General features: G+C 49.1%; 15 protein-coding genes. 8 read left to right on the plus strand and 7 right to left on the minus strand.

The genetic code is table 11. The features are described 5' to 3' along the window. The first annotated feature begins 9 nt into the window (after positions 1 to 9). From N7E60_RS06595 to N7E60_RS06620, 6 genes are all read left to right on the plus strand, one after another. A complete protein-coding gene (locus N7E60_RS06595) occupies positions 10 to 2,067 on the plus strand; it encodes a TonB-dependent hemoglobin/transferrin/lactoferrin family receptor (RefSeq protein WP_269598452.1) in 2,058 nt (685 codons plus the stop codon). A 70-nt stretch (positions 2,068 to 2,137) separates the two neighbouring features. After that, the gene (hutX, locus tag N7E60_RS06600) at positions 2,138 to 2,671 is read left to right on the plus strand and encodes a heme utilization cystosolic carrier protein HutX (RefSeq protein ID WP_269598453.1); all 534 of its coding nucleotides are present in this window, start codon (positions 2,138 to 2,140) and stop codon (positions 2,669 to 2,671) included. A 2-nt stretch (positions 2,672 to 2,673) separates the two neighbouring features. Next, positions 2,674 to 3,243, plus strand: coding sequence for a heme utilization protein HutZ (gene hutZ / locus N7E60_RS06605; protein WP_269598454.1), 570 nt, complete (start codon positions 2,674 to 2,676; stop codon positions 3,241 to 3,243). A gap of 135 nt (positions 3,244 to 3,378) precedes the next feature. Continuing rightward, a complete protein-coding gene (locus N7E60_RS06610; RefSeq protein ID WP_269598455.1) occupies positions 3,379 to 3,852 on the plus strand; it encodes a DUF2947 domain-containing protein in 474 nt (157 codons plus the stop codon). A 56-nt stretch (positions 3,853 to 3,908) separates the two neighbouring features. Next, positions 3,909 to 4,705 (plus strand): IS5 family transposase gene (locus N7E60_RS06615; protein WP_269597063.1). Its coding sequence is split into 2 segments (ribosomal slippage): positions 3,909 to 4,247 and positions 4,250 to 4,705, totalling 795 coding nucleotides; the frame shifts between segments, so codons are not numbered across the junction. A gap of 70 nt (positions 4,706 to 4,775) precedes the next feature. Then, on the plus strand, positions 4,776 to 5,219 hold the full coding sequence (locus N7E60_RS06620) for a hypothetical protein (protein ID WP_269598456.1): 444 nt from the start codon (positions 4,776 to 4,778) through the stop codon (positions 5,217 to 5,219). A 62-nt stretch (positions 5,220 to 5,281) separates the two neighbouring features. On the opposite strand, the gene panP is transcribed toward N7E60_RS06620, so the two are convergent. The 7 genes from panP to ugpB all read right to left on the minus strand — a co-directional run bounded on the left by panP (position 5,282) and on the right by ugpB (position 13,035). Further along, positions 5,282 to 6,931, minus strand: coding sequence for a pyridoxal-dependent aspartate 1-decarboxylase PanP (gene panP, locus N7E60_RS06625; RefSeq protein ID WP_269598457.1), 1,650 nt, complete (start codon positions 6,929 to 6,931; stop codon positions 5,282 to 5,284). A 284-nt stretch (positions 6,932 to 7,215) separates the two neighbouring features. Further along, positions 7,216 to 7,737 carry a hypothetical protein gene (locus N7E60_RS06630; protein WP_069587589.1) on the minus strand — a complete coding sequence of 174 codons (522 nt, stop codon included), beginning with the start codon at positions 7,735 to 7,737 and terminating at the stop codon, positions 7,216 to 7,218. A 288-nt stretch (positions 7,738 to 8,025) separates the two neighbouring features. After that, on the minus strand, positions 8,026 to 8,823 hold the full coding sequence (locus N7E60_RS06635) for an HAD family hydrolase (RefSeq protein ID WP_269598458.1): 798 nt from the start codon (positions 8,821 to 8,823) through the stop codon (positions 8,026 to 8,028). 15 nt (positions 8,824 to 8,838) lie between these two features. Beyond that, positions 8,839 to 9,942 (minus strand): sn-glycerol-3-phosphate ABC transporter ATP-binding protein UgpC, encoded by a 1,104-nt coding sequence (ugpC, locus tag N7E60_RS06640; protein WP_269598459.1) that lies wholly within the window; start codon positions 9,940 to 9,942, stop codon positions 8,839 to 8,841. Continuing rightward, positions 9,943 to 10,791: a sn-glycerol-3-phosphate ABC transporter permease UgpE gene (gene ugpE / locus N7E60_RS06645; protein WP_069587592.1), complete on the minus strand. Its 849-nt coding sequence runs from the start codon at positions 10,789 to 10,791 to the stop codon at positions 9,943 to 9,945. It lies immediately after the preceding gene. Next, positions 10,791 to 11,672: a sn-glycerol-3-phosphate ABC transporter permease UgpA gene (gene ugpA, locus N7E60_RS06650; protein ID WP_269598460.1), complete on the minus strand. Its 882-nt coding sequence runs from the start codon at positions 11,670 to 11,672 to the stop codon at positions 10,791 to 10,793. Before ugpA ends, ugpE begins: the two co-directional genes overlap by 1 nt. 58 nt (positions 11,673 to 11,730) lie before the next feature. Beyond that, positions 11,731 to 13,035, minus strand: a complete 1,305-nt coding sequence (ugpB, locus tag N7E60_RS06655; RefSeq protein ID WP_269598461.1) for a sn-glycerol-3-phosphate ABC transporter substrate-binding protein UgpB — start codon at positions 13,033 to 13,035, stop codon at positions 11,731 to 11,733. 276 nt (positions 13,036 to 13,311) lie between these two features. Here ugpB and N7E60_RS06660 point away from each other — a divergent pair, with 276 nt between their 5' ends. Together N7E60_RS06660 and N7E60_RS06665 are read left to right on the plus strand one after the other, a co-directional pair. Then, positions 13,312 to 14,052, plus strand: coding sequence for a glycerophosphodiester phosphodiesterase family protein (locus N7E60_RS06660; RefSeq protein WP_269598462.1), 741 nt, complete (start codon positions 13,312 to 13,314; stop codon positions 14,050 to 14,052). Between the two features lie 31 nt (positions 14,053 to 14,083). Next, complete coding sequence (locus N7E60_RS06665) at positions 14,084 to 14,848, plus strand: DeoR/GlpR family DNA-binding transcription regulator (RefSeq protein ID WP_269598555.1); 765 nt, start codon at positions 14,084 to 14,086, stop codon at positions 14,846 to 14,848. The last annotated feature ends 8 nt before the right edge of the window (positions 14,849 to 14,856 follow it).

Genomic DNA, 14,856 nt, shown 5'->3' on the forward strand with positions numbered 1-14,856 from the left:
GGAAGATCCATGCTGGTAAAAACGGACGTCTCGGAAGTATTAACTCCTTCTACGATCAAGCTTGCTATCGGTGCTGCCCTTGGCACATTGGCATTTGTTCCTTCAGCGTTGGCAGAGACGCAAAACACGGCGGATTCGTCATCAGACGTTATCGCGGTGTATGCAAGCCGCATTGACGCACAAAAAGCGAACGGTGCCGCTGCGGTCAGCACGGTATCACTCGAAGAAATTGAAAAACGGCAGGGGACCAGCGTAGCGGATCTAATTAGCCATTTACCCAATGTATCTATTGCCGGTGGTGGGCGTGATGAATCACAAGCGATTGTGATTCGTGGGCTCAGTAGTGATAACGGGCGCGTGATTCAACTGATTGATGGTGCACGCCAGAATTTCTCTCTGGGACATCGCTCAAGCTTGTTTATCGATCCAGAGTTACTCAAGACTGTTGATGTTGTTCGTGGCCCTGCGAGTACCGTGTGGGGATCGGGGGCGATTGGTGGTGTGGTGGCGCAAAGCACCAAGTCTGCCTATGACTTTTTAGATGCTGACCAAGACATTGGTGGCTACCTAAAGCAGGGTTTCCACAGTAACGACAATGCGTCGCGTACGAGTGGCGCTGTATTTGGGCGTACGGATACGATTGATTGGCTAGTGCAGAGCTATTATCACGACGCTGATGACAATCAACTGGGCAATGGTAAAACTTTATCCTACTCCGCGAGTCGTGAGAAAGGAGGGCTTGCTAAGGTCACCTATACCCCGTCTCTCGTGCACCAGTGGACTTTCTCGGCGCGCCAAGGCGACCGTGATGCCATGTCACCGTCGAATCCCTCGGTTCAAGACCCGTCAAGTAACTATCCATTGGTGTATCGCCAAACTCAAGACCAAAGCCTTGCTGTAGCCTATCAATACACACCAATGAATGATTGGATTGACCTCTCATCTCGAGTGTATTGGAACGATACGCAAATGAAAGAATATCGTTTAGTAACCGATGAGCATGATGACAACCAAATGCAAACCTTAGGATTGTCACTCACCAATCGTGCTCATTTCAACGATATTGAATTTATCGCAGGATTTGATGGTTATCTCGATCACTACCAAACTCAGCGTGACGATAAAAGTGCGCCGGGAGAGCGTCCTGAGGGACAAGATGCGAAAGCGAGAAGCATTGGCGTGTTTGGCCAGCTAGAGATTCCGCTTGCAGAATCTTGGCAATGGACTGCCGGTCTGCGGTTCGACGATTACAAAAATGAAGACACGCGAGCAACATCAACCATTGAGGATGCCAGTGACAGCCAATGGTCACCATCGACTGCACTGACGTGGAATGTGACCGAACAGTTGGCGTTGACGGCAAGCTATCAGGAAGCTTTTCGCGCGCCAAGTTTAGAGGAAATGTATGCCAGTGGATCCCATTTTGTGGTGCCAATGGGACCCTCAAAACTGATCAACCGTTTTGTCCCTAATCCAAACCTCAAACCTGAACACAGTGCAAACAAAGAATTAGCGCTGACCTACCAGTTTGCTCCGATGGCTTATCTGGATAGTGGCTATATCGATGCGCGTGTTTTCCGCAATGATGTAGAAGATTTTATCGAAATGAACGTGGATTTTATGGGAGCGACAACCACCCGCCAGAATGTAAGCAATGCCAAATTGGAGGGGGTAGAGCTGAGCTTCCATCATGAATATGGTCAGTTTAAAAACGATTTGAGCTATAGCCAAATGGAAGGCAAGGATAAAGCAGATGGTCGTTACTTAGAGCAAATTCCCGCACATAAACTGGTCGCGGAAACGGATTATCGTTTAGCGACGTTACCGGTGAACTTGGGTGCGCGAGTGTCTCATTATGCAGATCAAAACGAGAACCCCGATCAGAAGACCTATGACGGTTATACATTGTGGGACCTGTATGCAAGCTATAGCCCTAAAGGTGCTTGGGATGGTGTGAAGTTTGATCTCGCGATCGAAAACCTCACCGATGAGTATTACACCACGGCGTGGTCTGAAGTCGCCTCACCGGGGCGAGATATTAAACTCAACGTTCGCTATCAATTTTAATGAATCACTAAACATGGGCAGGGTTGTCCCTGCCCAACAGAAAACGATAACAATAGGCTGGGAGTAAACCATGACAACTACATTGACCGAGCAAGTCAATGCCTTACTCACCGAGAACGCCTCCATGCTGCCCGTCGATATGGCTAATACGCTGGGTGTCAGTGAAGGTGAGGTGGTACGCGCGATGCCATCCGAATATCAAACTTGGGTGGATGGGCAACACGCCGAAACGGTGTTAAGTCAGGTGGCCGAGTGGGGCGGTCCGGTGACCGCGATCGTGCATTCTGGCGGCTCGATATTTGAAGTGAAGGCCCCTTTTCCTAAAGGCAAGATCGCTTATGGCTACTACAACTTGATGGGAAAGCCGGGCGAAATGCATGGCCACCTAAAACTAGAGCGCATGGCGGGTATTGCATTTGTCAGTAAGCCTTTTCGCGGCAAAGTCACCCACTACATCGGCTTTTTCACCGAACAAGGTGACTCAATTTTTAAAATTTACTTGGGGCGTGACGAAAAGCGTCAGCTTCTTGAACATCAGATTGAAGCCTTCAATCAACTAAAAACACAGTTGGCAACCTCTCAATTGACAGAATCGGAGCAATAATCATGGATCAAGCTACTAAACAAGAACGTCTACAAAATCGTCTTGGCCCTGAAATTAAAGAATTTCGTGCAAACTGCCGTACCCTGCAGCTTGCAACACTCGACGCGCAAGGTAAACCCAACGTCAGTTATGCCCCTTTTGCTCAGCGTGAAGATGGCTTTTATATCTTGATCAGTGAAATTGCTCGCCATGCACGTAACCTGCAAGAAAATCCCAACCTGTCTTTGATGATGATCGAAGATGAGGGCAGTGCGAAGCAGATTTTTGCCCGTCAACGACTCAGCTTTGACGCTCAAGCCGAGATGGTGGCCCGCAATACTGAGGCGTGGCATGCTGGTATTGAGGCATTGAAAGCACGCTTTGGTGACATTATTGGTAACTTAAGTGGGTTGGAAGACTTCCGTTTATTCCGCTTGGTGCCAGAAAATGGCTTGTACGTAAAAGGGTTTGGTCAAGCGTTCCAAGTAGGCAATGATGATTTGGTGGGAATGGTTCACCTTGATCAAGGCCACCGCAAAGTGGGTAGCGACGAAGACGTTAAATCGACCGACGAGATTGCGGTAAACAGTTAATATTAACCACGGCCATTTAGTCATTCACGGCAATGCCTCGCGCATTGCCGTTTTTGTATGCGCGCGCCTCAGTAACAACCGATCTGTGGATATGGTAAAGTGGCGTCTTACGCCAATGTGATAACGAACAACACCATGAACTATATCCCTTTATCCGACTATAAGCGCAAGTGGATCTTCACCCATCAATCATTACCGATTACGGAGAGCGATCTCGCCGATATTAAACCCATGACGGAGGCCCGTGCTGGACAACTATGGCAAGAGTTTGTCAGCAAAGACAGTCCTACGCCCGATCATTTTGGCAAACAAGATTGGCCAACTCACCAAAGCGTATGGAAAAACCGCTTGGTATGGCAGAGCGCATGGGATAATGATGAGGATCTTCCTGATGAGTTCTTGGCGCATTTCCCCTGGGAGGACAACATTGCGATCTATTTTTGTTACGACAAACACAATGTCGTGGAGTCTCGCTGGGGAATCTTTAAAAAATATTGGAAGAACTTTCTATTCTATGATGATAAACCCATCTTGCTTGGCCGCCGCCGTAAAGAGGTGGCCATGTTTGAGCAATCGGGTGAGGTGGTTATCGGAACGCGCCAGTCTTAGAACCTATCTCAATAGGTGTTGTCTGAGTAAATCAACACCTATTGAAAATACTGTAAATGAATTCGACACAATACCTAATCTCTGACGCCCTTTGGGCAAAAATTGAGCCGCTTTTACCAATCCACAAGACGAACCATCCTCTAGGAACACATCGAAAGAGAGTCGATAATCGTGATGCTATGAACGGCATCCTCTTTGTTCTCAGAACTGGTTGTCAGTGGAATGCGCTTAACGCGACAGGTATTTGTTCCTCTAGCTCTGCACATCGTCGTTTTCAAGAGTGGCGAGATGCAGGAGTCTTTGAGCGATTTTGGCAAAATGGCCTGATTTACGAAGGGGTTGATTGGAGTTCCATATCAATGGACGGGTGCCAAACTAAAGCACCTTTAGCTGGCTCAAAAAAACAGGTAAGAACCCAACAGACCGTGCGAAACAAGGCGTAAAACGCAGTTTGTTGACGGATGCGAATGGATTGCCACTGGCTGTTGTTAGCGATGGCGCAAACGTCCACGACATTAAGCTGGTACTTCAAACATTAGATGCACTAGAGTGTTATCGGCCGCCGCTGAAAGTACCTTTGTACCTAGACAAAGGTTATACAGGCCAGTGGTTACATGATGAACTGGTTGCTTTGAACTACATTCCCCATGTTCAATCACGTGCTGAAGAGGCCGCGAGCTTGAAGCAATCGGATGATTTTAAGGCTCATCGTTGGGTTGTTGAGCGAACTCATAGCTGGCTAAACCGTTATCGTAGATTGCTTGTTCGTTGGGAAAAGAAAATCGAAAACTACGAGGCCATGTTGCATTTTGCTTGTGGCCTCATTGTTTGGAATAAATCCCTTTTGGGATAGGTTCTTAGTCGGCATTTAAATTGCATTGTTTTAGGTCATCAGTGAAGTCAGGGGCAATCAGGGACAGGTCATGATTAAAAAGGTGGTTATTTTAAGTGTATCGCTGGCCGTAACCGGCTGCGCGGTACCACAGTTTTCTGACTTATGGCGTAATTACAGCACCATTGGCCTTAATGAAGAATTGCGTGGTGCGCAACAAGCGCTGGTCCATTGTCGATACGACAACACATTAGATATTGCGCAGCGGTATACTGTGGTCGGCACAGAAAGAGAGAAAGCGCGTGCATTTGAGCTAATGGGGGTGACCTATGATGAACAGGAAAACACGCATGAGTTCAATCACACCCTGCAGCGCTTTTTGTTCTCTGAGCCCGGCAAGGCCATGAACGAATCGCAAGTGCTGATGCAATGGCGGCAAGCGAGACTGCAAATTGAACATGAGCGGGAGTTGGCCTTGGGCCAAACACACTGTTTACAATCGACCGATCCCCCGAAAACGGGACCGCTCAAATAACAAAAGGCAGTCGATGACTGCCTTTTGTCTCTTACCCGGCAACTTAGCACTATAGCAATGGGTTAACAGGCTTTGAGAATGCTTTCGGCTAGTGTCATCAGTCGCGGATAGGCAAACTCGCTCTGCTGTGCAATGCGGGCTTGCTCTTCTAACACCTCATGGAGAATGTCATGGGTCGTGAGTGGGTTGGCCAATACCACGCGGAAAACCGTGGTGGTGCGACGTTGCCACTGCTCGGGGGTGAGACGCGTCCGTGACACAAAGGTGTTGCCGCACTCTCGCTGACGTTTTTGAATAAATTGGGTTAGATCGTTGAGCAGATCGTGCATCAAATCGACCTGTTCATCACTGGCAATTGCAAGTGCCGCTTGAACACGTTGAGGCACAAAGCGATAGGTGAGTAGGCATAATTCGGGCTCAGAAATCAGCTCATAGTCAGAGTGAGCGTCAATCATGCGTGCAAAATGAGAGGCTTTATCGATGCTCTGATCGATCAACAACTCATAACCACGTCGCGAGATAATGTTCATACACGCGAACACTAGCATCGCCATTCCACTCCGTGAGCCCTCAAGCGTGTGGCTGCCCAAATCTTTTGAACCCTTACGCAAAATGTATTCAGCGTGATGCTCAATCGATGCGACGAGAGACGGGTCTTTAAACAGCACCATACCGGCACCCATAGGCGCATAGAGTTGCTTATGCGCATCAATGGTGACAGAGTCGGCCCGTTCAATGCCCGCCAGCTTATGTCGCTGATTATTCGACATCAAGGTCGCACCACCCCAAGCCGCATCGACGTGGAAGTGGATCCCTTCACGCTCGGCAATGTCTGCGAGAGCATTAAGCGGATCAATGTTGCCTGTTTCTGTGGTCCCTGCGACACCGACAATCGCAATTGGCTTGATATTGGCTTGGTTAAGCTCAACAATTTTCTCTTCCAGTGCATCAATGCAAATGCGGTTATTGTCATCAGCAGGAATAGAAATCAGCTGGTCTCGACCGATGCCTAATACATCGGCGGCTTTGCCGAGTGAATAATGACCGCGCTCAGACACCAATATGGCCAGATCTTGGCAGCCATAGTGGCGCATAGCACTGAATAGTCCCGCTTTATGAATGCCGGGAAAATCACCGTCTGGTTTCAATACATTGTTACGGGCGACCCAAAGGGCGGTCATATTGGCAATGGTGCCTCCCGAACAAAATGCCCCTAAAGAGTGGTTAGCACTGTGCATCCAGCTTTGGTAGAAGGCATCGTCTTGGCCGTAAATCAAGTTATGTAACATGCCCAAGACTTGACGCTCCAATGGCGTAAAGGCCTTCGATGTCTCGATTTTCACCGTATTTTGATTTAGCCCGATCATAATTTTAGATAACGGCATCAAAAAGTACGGCAGCGCCGATGTCATGTGACCGATAAATCGCGGCGAGGAAGTATGTACAGACTGTGCGACCAATTTATCGAGCAAAAACTGAGTATGGTCGGACACAAACGCAGGATCTTCAGGGATCGTCGGATCACTAAAGTCACTTTCAATATCTGCCAAAGAGCGATCGCTGGCGGCAATATGGTTTTGCAAAAATCGATTGAGGTTTTGCGAGATCTCTTGCTCGATTTTGCTCAATGTTGAATCGGGCGCTTCTGGAACAGTAAAAATCCGGTGCAGCGTTTCCGGTGTGGCGTCCGCAGCTTTGTTTTGTGTTGCCATGGAATTCTTCTTTTGTATCTGCTTCGCAGTTCAAGATTGGCCATCATTAAGTGACAGGGTCACTGATGGTCACGAGAGCACTTGCTGAGAAATGGCCACAACATAGCAAAAAAACCGGCTAGCATCAGGCTTTTTTTATCAGTCAGCAAGGTGTTATCCCCAACGCGTAGGGGAGTGAAAGCGAAATGACGTCGTGCTTTGTTCACCGGTAGATGGACAAAGAGCCGGGGTGAACCGGCTCTACCTGCAACCATATAAAACTAGGTGGCGTTTAAGCGTACAGACTATTTACACTGGCGCTGATTAATCGCGGCCATTTGGTTGTTGTACTGATTAAGCGCGGTATCAATTTCTTTGGGATGGCTGAGCAAGTCAGCAAGTGCACTGCGCAGCGCATAGTTCCCTTCCATGGCTTCGCCTTGGCGAAACTCAAAGACTTCTTTGGCGAGCTTAGCTGGTGGCAATGACGATTGTGAAAGGGCTTTGACGTCTTCTTGCGTGAGTTGTAGCCAAGATTCAACTGGGGCATCGAGGCTTAGCTTGGCGGTATCGTTGCTGAGATAATAGTCAAAGGCTTGTGCGTTGAGCTTAAAATGGTTTTCTCGGCCACGTAAGAACCAATCGGCAACGTCTTTTAACGACTCGTCTTTACTGACAGTCAAGGATACTAAATCTTGGTACCAGTTGATCGAGGCGTCAACGTAATCGTGGTATTTGGCGGTATAGCAATCCGCATTCTCGACGGGAGCCGCCTGTGACATCGCTGGCATTACCGCTGCTAACAGCGCTAGGGCATAGCGTTTCATAACATTATCCTTATCGTTATTATCATCGCTCTATGCGTTTCACTGCCACAGTTGGTGGTGACAGGGCGACATAACCGCGAGCGATACGTGAGGTTTTGGGCGTTAGTTTAAACGTTAACGGGCGACATTGTAGAACGAGCCTTTGTTAAAGTTAAATAAAACATTGATATAAAAAGCCATCTGTCTAGCTAGGTATGAGGCAGGTCGCAGATTTAGTGGTGATTTTTCGTCCGAACGATATTAAATTGCGTCCTATTATCCCGACATAGCGCGCCTTCGGTTAGCCGGTTATTGACGCTTGAGAGTGAGAAGTTGGTGCGCAAATTCCGCGAAGCCAAAACCGCCCGGTTGGGTGGTGATCCACTGTGGGGGATGGGGCAGTGAGGGTAAATGGTGCGCGATATTCGCGACGCCGACGCTCAAGGGAAACGAAGCGAACATTTGGCTGTCATTTAGCGAGTCGCCAATAAACGCAACTTGTTCACTGTATTGTTTACCGGATAAACCTTGCTCGGCTAAATAGCGAAAACTCGATACCTTCTTACTGTGATCGCCCACCCAGGCATTGATATGAATGGAGCTTGCTGTCGCATTGGCACCATAGGCGTGGAGCGCATCAAGAAGGGCTCGGATTTCATCCTTTGGCGCAGCCGGAGTGTGCTGACCGATATCAATCGCCACTTCTGCGACACGGTAGGCTTGGTCGCTGGCAATGCGTCGTGCCGGATACTGAGATAAAAGCGTTTGTACGAAAGCGAGTAATGCCGCTTGTGCTTGCTGGGCAGTGTGATTGATGGTGGTGTTTAAGGTTCCGTTTTGACGCTGCATCACGAATGCACCATTTTCTCCAATCACGGCGTCAACGGGCCATGCATTTGCAATATGATCACACCAACCTGCACACGCCCCCGTTACCGGTACCACGCGGATTCCCGCATCACGAAGTTGGCTAAGTGCTTGTAACGTTTGCCAAGGCAGCGCCCCTTGCCAAGTGAGCGTGTCGTCCACGTCTGTTAGCAACCAACGCAGATCATGCCAGTCTGCAGCAGACTGTGACAATTGGTCAATCGGCAAAGGGGCGGTCATGGTGATACTCCGATGTTAGGATACCGTCTCAATCTGACGTTCTGGTTGTTGTAGCGTGACATCCAGTCGTTTGCCATGCTCACCGTCGAATACGTGCAGGTTATGAGCAGCGATCGTCAGCGGCAACTGATCGCCTTCGTTCACTTTGGTATGGCCTTCAAGGCGGAGCGTCAGCAAGCTGTCGGTGTCACGTATGTGTCCATAAACCAGCAAATCTGCACCGAGTGACTCGGTAAGGGTTACCGTCATGGTGAACAACGCTTTACTCGTGTCAACCACTTTCAAATGCTCTGGTCGTAACCCAACAGAGACGGATTGATGACCTACCACATCACAGGTTGCCAGTGTGTGTGCACCGATGTTGAGCTGACCGTGCTCGAGGCTTCCGGTAACAATGTTCATGGCGGGTGAGCCAATAAAGGTCGCGACAAACAAGCTTGCCGGTGCGTCATAAACCTCGAGTGGTGTGCCAATTTGCTCGACGTTGCCACCATTAAGGACCACCAAGCGGTCCGCTAACGTCATGGCTTCGACCTGATCATGGGTGACGTACACCGCCGTGGTATTCAGTTTGCGTTGTAGGCTTTTTATCTCGAGCCGCATTTGTACCCGCAGTTTTGCATCCAGGTTTGATAGCGGCTCATCGAACAAGAAGACTTTTGGTCGACGCACAATGGCGCGGCCCATGGCAACACGTTGGCGTTGTCCGCCAGAGAGTTGATTTGGGCGTCTGTCTAGTAAGTGGTCGAGTTCAAGCATGGTCGCGACTTCTTGGACCAATTGCTGGATTTTGTCCTTTGGCGTTCCGCGGTTACGCAAGCCATAGGCCATATTATCGAACACACTCATATGCGGGTAGAGCGCGTAGTTTTGAAACACCATCGCGATATCACGTTCGCCGGGCTCCAAGTCGTTGACCTTTTTCTGGTCGATAATCAGATCGCCTTTAGAGATCCCTTCCAGACCGGCAATCATTCGTAGCAAGGTCGATTTACCGCACCCACTGGGACCGACGAGTACGATCATTTCGCCATCGTCTATGGCTAAATCAATGCCATGAATTGCTTTAAACCCGTTTGGGTACGTTTTCTCAATATGATTAAGGGTTACCGTCGCCATTTACTTCTCCGTCTCCACCAAACCTTTTACAAACAACTTTTGCATCCCCAACACGACTAAAACCGGGGGAAGCATGGCCATCAATGTGGTCGCCATTACGCGGTTCCATTCCACTTCACCATCACCGACTGAGAGCATACGTTGAATACTCATCACAATGGTGTAGTACTGATCGTCGGTGGTGATCAAAATGGGCCAAAGGTATTGGTTCCATCCATAGATAAAGGTAATTACAAACAAAGCCGCGATATTTGTTCGAGAAAGCGGCAATAAAATGTCTTTGAAAAACTTAAAGGGGCCTGCTCCATCAATGCGTGCCGCTTCTAGCATTTCTCCGGGGACCGTCATAAAAAACTGACGGAATAAGAAAGTGGCGGTGGCACTGGCAATTAACGGAATGGTTAATCCCGGCATTGAATTGAGCATATTGAGGTCAGCAATCACCTGAAACGTGGGCATAATGCGGACTTCAACAGGCAGCATCAGGGTCATAAAGATCACCCAAAAAGCCAGCATGCGACCGGGAAAACGAAAGTACACCACCGCATAGGCCGATAAAATAGAAATGACCAGCTTACCCAGTGAAATTCCCATCGCCATTAAAAAAGAATTCCACAACATGCCTGCGACCGAGATCTTGAGTTCGCGCGAGGTGCCTTCTGTGAGGACCTCTTGAAACACCGACAAACCTTTATCCCCAAACCACAGCGGCGTCATGCCACTCACAAACGCACTGCTATCGTGCGTAGCGGCAGTAAGTGCAAGCCATACTGGCAAGGCCACTGACGCAACACCCAGCATCAATACCAAGTGCGAGAAAAAAGTTAACCAAGGGCGACGTTCAACCATCAGTAAGCCACCTTCTTTTCAACATATTTAAATTGGATAACGGTCAGCGCACCGACCAATAGCATAAGCACCACAGATTGCGCTGCTGATGAGCCCAGATTTAGACCGACAAACCCATCGGCGTAGACTTTGTAAACCAAGGTGGTAGTGGACTGTCCTGGGCCACCTTGTGTCATGGCATGGATCACGCCAAAGGTTTCGAAAAAGGCATACACCAAATTGACCACCAGTAAGAAGAAAGAGGTGGGCGAGAGCAGCGGGAAGATAATGGTAAAAAACCGTTTACCTGGGCCGGCGCCATCAATGGCAGCCGCTTCAATCAAGGAGCGAGGAATAGACTGCAACCCTGCGAGGAAAAACAGAAAGTTATAGCTGATCTGCTTCCATGTTGCGGCAATGATCACCATGGTCATTGCGTCTCCCGAGAGGGTAAACGGGTTCCAGTCTAGCCCCAGCGCTTTCAGCGCATGTGCCAATACACCGACGGTCGGGTTAAACATAAAGAGCCACAGTACCCCAGCGACAGCTGGTGCGACGGCATAGGGCCATACTAATAACGTTTTGTAGCCTGTGGCGCCTTTAATCACACGGTCGGCCATGACTGCGAGGATAAGGGCAGAGATCAACGCGGTGCCTGCGACGGCAAAACTAAAAAACAGCGTGGTAAAAAAGGAGCCGTAGTAGCTTGAATCACCGAGCAGTTCGATAAAGTTTTCCACCCCGACAAATTCGGTGCTCAGGCCGAATGGATCCTCTAATAAGGTTGATTGCCAAATGGCCTGTGCGGCGGGCCATAAAAAGAAGACAAACGTAATCAATAACTGAGGCGTGAGGAGCAGTATTGGAAACGCACAATGGTTAAATGTGGGTTTATTGGACATAGGCTTTCTCAATAACAGGAGCGGGCCTAAGGCACCGCTCCTTCATACAACAACTAACTTATTTGTTCGCTTTCGCGAATTTAGACAGCAGACCATTGGCACGCTCAACCGCTTCGTCGAGTGCTTCTTGTGCCGATTTGTCGCCAGACCAAACCGTTTCAAGCTCTTCGTTGATCACATCGCGGATCTGCACGAAGTTGCCCAAGCGAATCCCTTTTGATGCAGGGGTTGGCTCGACTTCTGTCATTTGCTTGATAGCAATGTCAGTCCCTGGGTTCTGCGCATAGAAGCCTTGTTTCTTGCTCAGCTCGTACGCTGCATGGGTGATGGGTAAGTAGCCAGTAAATTGGTGCCAATCAGCTTGGATCTCAGGCTTTGAGAGGAAAGAGAAGAACTGGGCGACACCTTTGTATTCTTCAGACTCGTGGCCTTGCAGAACCCATAGAGTAGCACCACCGATAATGGTATTGCGTGGCTGCTCGACCGCTTTGTTCCAGTACGGCAGTTTTGCAACGCCAAACTCGAAGTCCTTGACGCTTTCTTTCACACCGGCATAAGAGGCCGATGAATTCATGTACATGACACACTCACCGCTGTAAAACAGTGGTGCACTGTCAGAGCGGCGGCCACCGTATTCGAAAATGCCAGCTTGCTGCCAATCGGCCATCTTCTGAATGTGATCGACAAAAGGTGCTTTGTTGATCAACATTTTGTTGTCGATACCGGCAAAGCCATTGTCATTGGTCGCAATGGGGGCGTTGTGACGGGCGCCAAGGTTTTCAATTTGTACCCACGATTGCCAACCTGTGGTAAAGCCACATTTCGCGCCGTTCGCGAGGAGCTTTTTCGATGCGGTTTCAACGTCTTCCCAGGTTTTAGGAGGCTGAACACCGGCTTGTTTGAACAAGTCTTTGTTGTAATACAGGACGGGCGTTGAGCTATTGAAAGGCATTGACAGCATGTTGCCGTCTTCATCCGAATAATAGCCGGTGACAGACGAGAGATAATCAGATTGATCGAAGGGCTCGTTGGCATCTTTCATCAGCTTGTACACCGGATAGACGGCGCCTTTTGCTGACATCATGGTCGCGGTGCCAACTTCAAACACCTGCACAATATGAGGTTGTTTGTTGGCGCGGAACGCAGAGACGGCGCCGGTCATGGTTTCGGTATAGTTGCCTTTGTATACCGGTTTAACAATATAGTCATCCTGACTGGCATTGAACTTTTCAGCGATTTCATTCACTTTTTCGCCTAAGTTCCCGCCCATCGCGTGCCACCATTCAATTTCGGTTGCTGCGTTGGCAGAAAAAGAGGCCAACAGAAGGGCCGAAGAGATCGCGGTTAAGCGTTGGGTTTTCATGCATAACTCCTTTTGAGTGGGTGTGAACATGACGCAACTTAATGAACAAAAATGAACATAATATGAACGGATACGAAAAGGGAGATGACGATTTGATGACTTTTGACTGGGGTCGCACTTAAGGTTAAATCTCTGTTAACGAGCGCAGACTTTGTGCATGAAAGTGCTGAAATATCTGACACCTGTAAGTAACAAAACTGTAAGCTAATTCGGCGACAATGCGTCTAAGGATCGCCAAATTGGCGCTGCCATTACTGACTAAAGAGAAATGTTCAAATGAAAATTAGCCCCAAACAACTCTGTGGCCACCGAGGTGTCGCCGCGGATGCTCCTGAAAATACCTTGGCTTCGATTCGCCAAGTGCGCTTATGGGGAATGGAATGGGTTGAAATCGATGTCCAACTGACACAAGACGGGGTACCCGTTGTGTTTCATGATGACACACTGAGTCGTTGCACTAATGGTGTGGGTCGGCTAGGAGAAACACCTTATGCCCAGCTTGCGCAGCTCGATGCTGGCGGATATTTTGATACGCAATATCAAGGCGAGCGCGTTCCCACCTTGGCCGCCGTGCTAGCCCAAGTGGCTGCCGATGAATTGCACATCAATATCGAAATAAAAACCTACCCTGAAACGGATATTCCACGTTTGTGTGATGCAGTTGCCGCCACACTGAGTGAAACCGAATTCCCACTCGAGCGGGTACTGCTTTCTTCATTCTCTCTCGAGGCGCTTGCCTACTGTCAAACGACGATGCCGAGCGTGGCAAGAGCGATTTTATGGGATGTGGTGCCCGAAGACTGGCAACGTTATCAAGATCTCGCAACCTACAGTATCCATTGTCACTATCGCGGCATAACAGAGGTACAAGCCAAAGCGATTAAAGCGAGCGGTTTAAAGATTAAATGTTACACCCCTAATCACCCTGAAGAGGTTGCGCACCTTTGGGAATGGGGGGTCGATATGATGATCACCGACGCGCCATCTAACTATTTAGGTTTTGAGCCAACGGAATGAGCGAATCTAGGAGAGGAATACGTTGACAGACGTGGCTGATTTAAATCGACGTCAGCAGGCGATTATCCGCCAGCTCAATGAGGTAGAACACTTAGAAACGGATACCTTGGCGGTCCAATTTTCGGTGACTACCCAAACTATCCGTCGCGATATCAATCAACTGTGTGCACTCGGGTTAGCGCGACGCCATCATGGCGGGATCAGTGTGCCGGCAGCGTTGGCCAATACCGATTATCAGCGACGCTTACAAAGTCACTCACGCGAAAAAGAAGCGATTGCTCAGGCGGTTGCTGCGCGTATCCCTGATGGTGTCACCGTGATGCTAGGTATCGGTACTACGGCGTCGGCGATTGCGGATCAATTGCTTTCTCGCAAAGATCTACGGGTGGTGACTAATAACCTTAAGGTGGCGCATCGTTTGGGGGCGAATCCGCATATTGATGTATGGTTAGCGGGGGGAAAACTACGCGCCAATGATCAAGATATGGTTGGCCATTCGGTGATCCAATTTTTGTCTCGTTTTCAGCCTGATATTGCCATTATTGGTTGTGCGGCTGTCAGTGAACAAGGGTGGGCGTGCGAGTTTACTCCCGATGAAGCGGCGGTGAGCGAAACGATTTTAGCCAATGCAACCGCGCGATGGCTGGTGGCGGACCGCTCAAAATGGCAACGCCAAGCGCCGGTTCGTGTGACATCGCTTGCGACGTTTGATTGTGTCTTTACCAATTACACCGGATTAGATGACACCATTCCCCGCGTACTGTGTCAGCATGATGGGCCAACGGATGAGGCCTAATCTGTTGA

The organism is Salinivibrio proteolyticus, from assembly GCF_027286365.1.
Taxonomy (GTDB): domain Bacteria; phylum Pseudomonadota; class Gammaproteobacteria; order Enterobacterales; family Vibrionaceae; genus Salinivibrio; species Salinivibrio proteolyticus.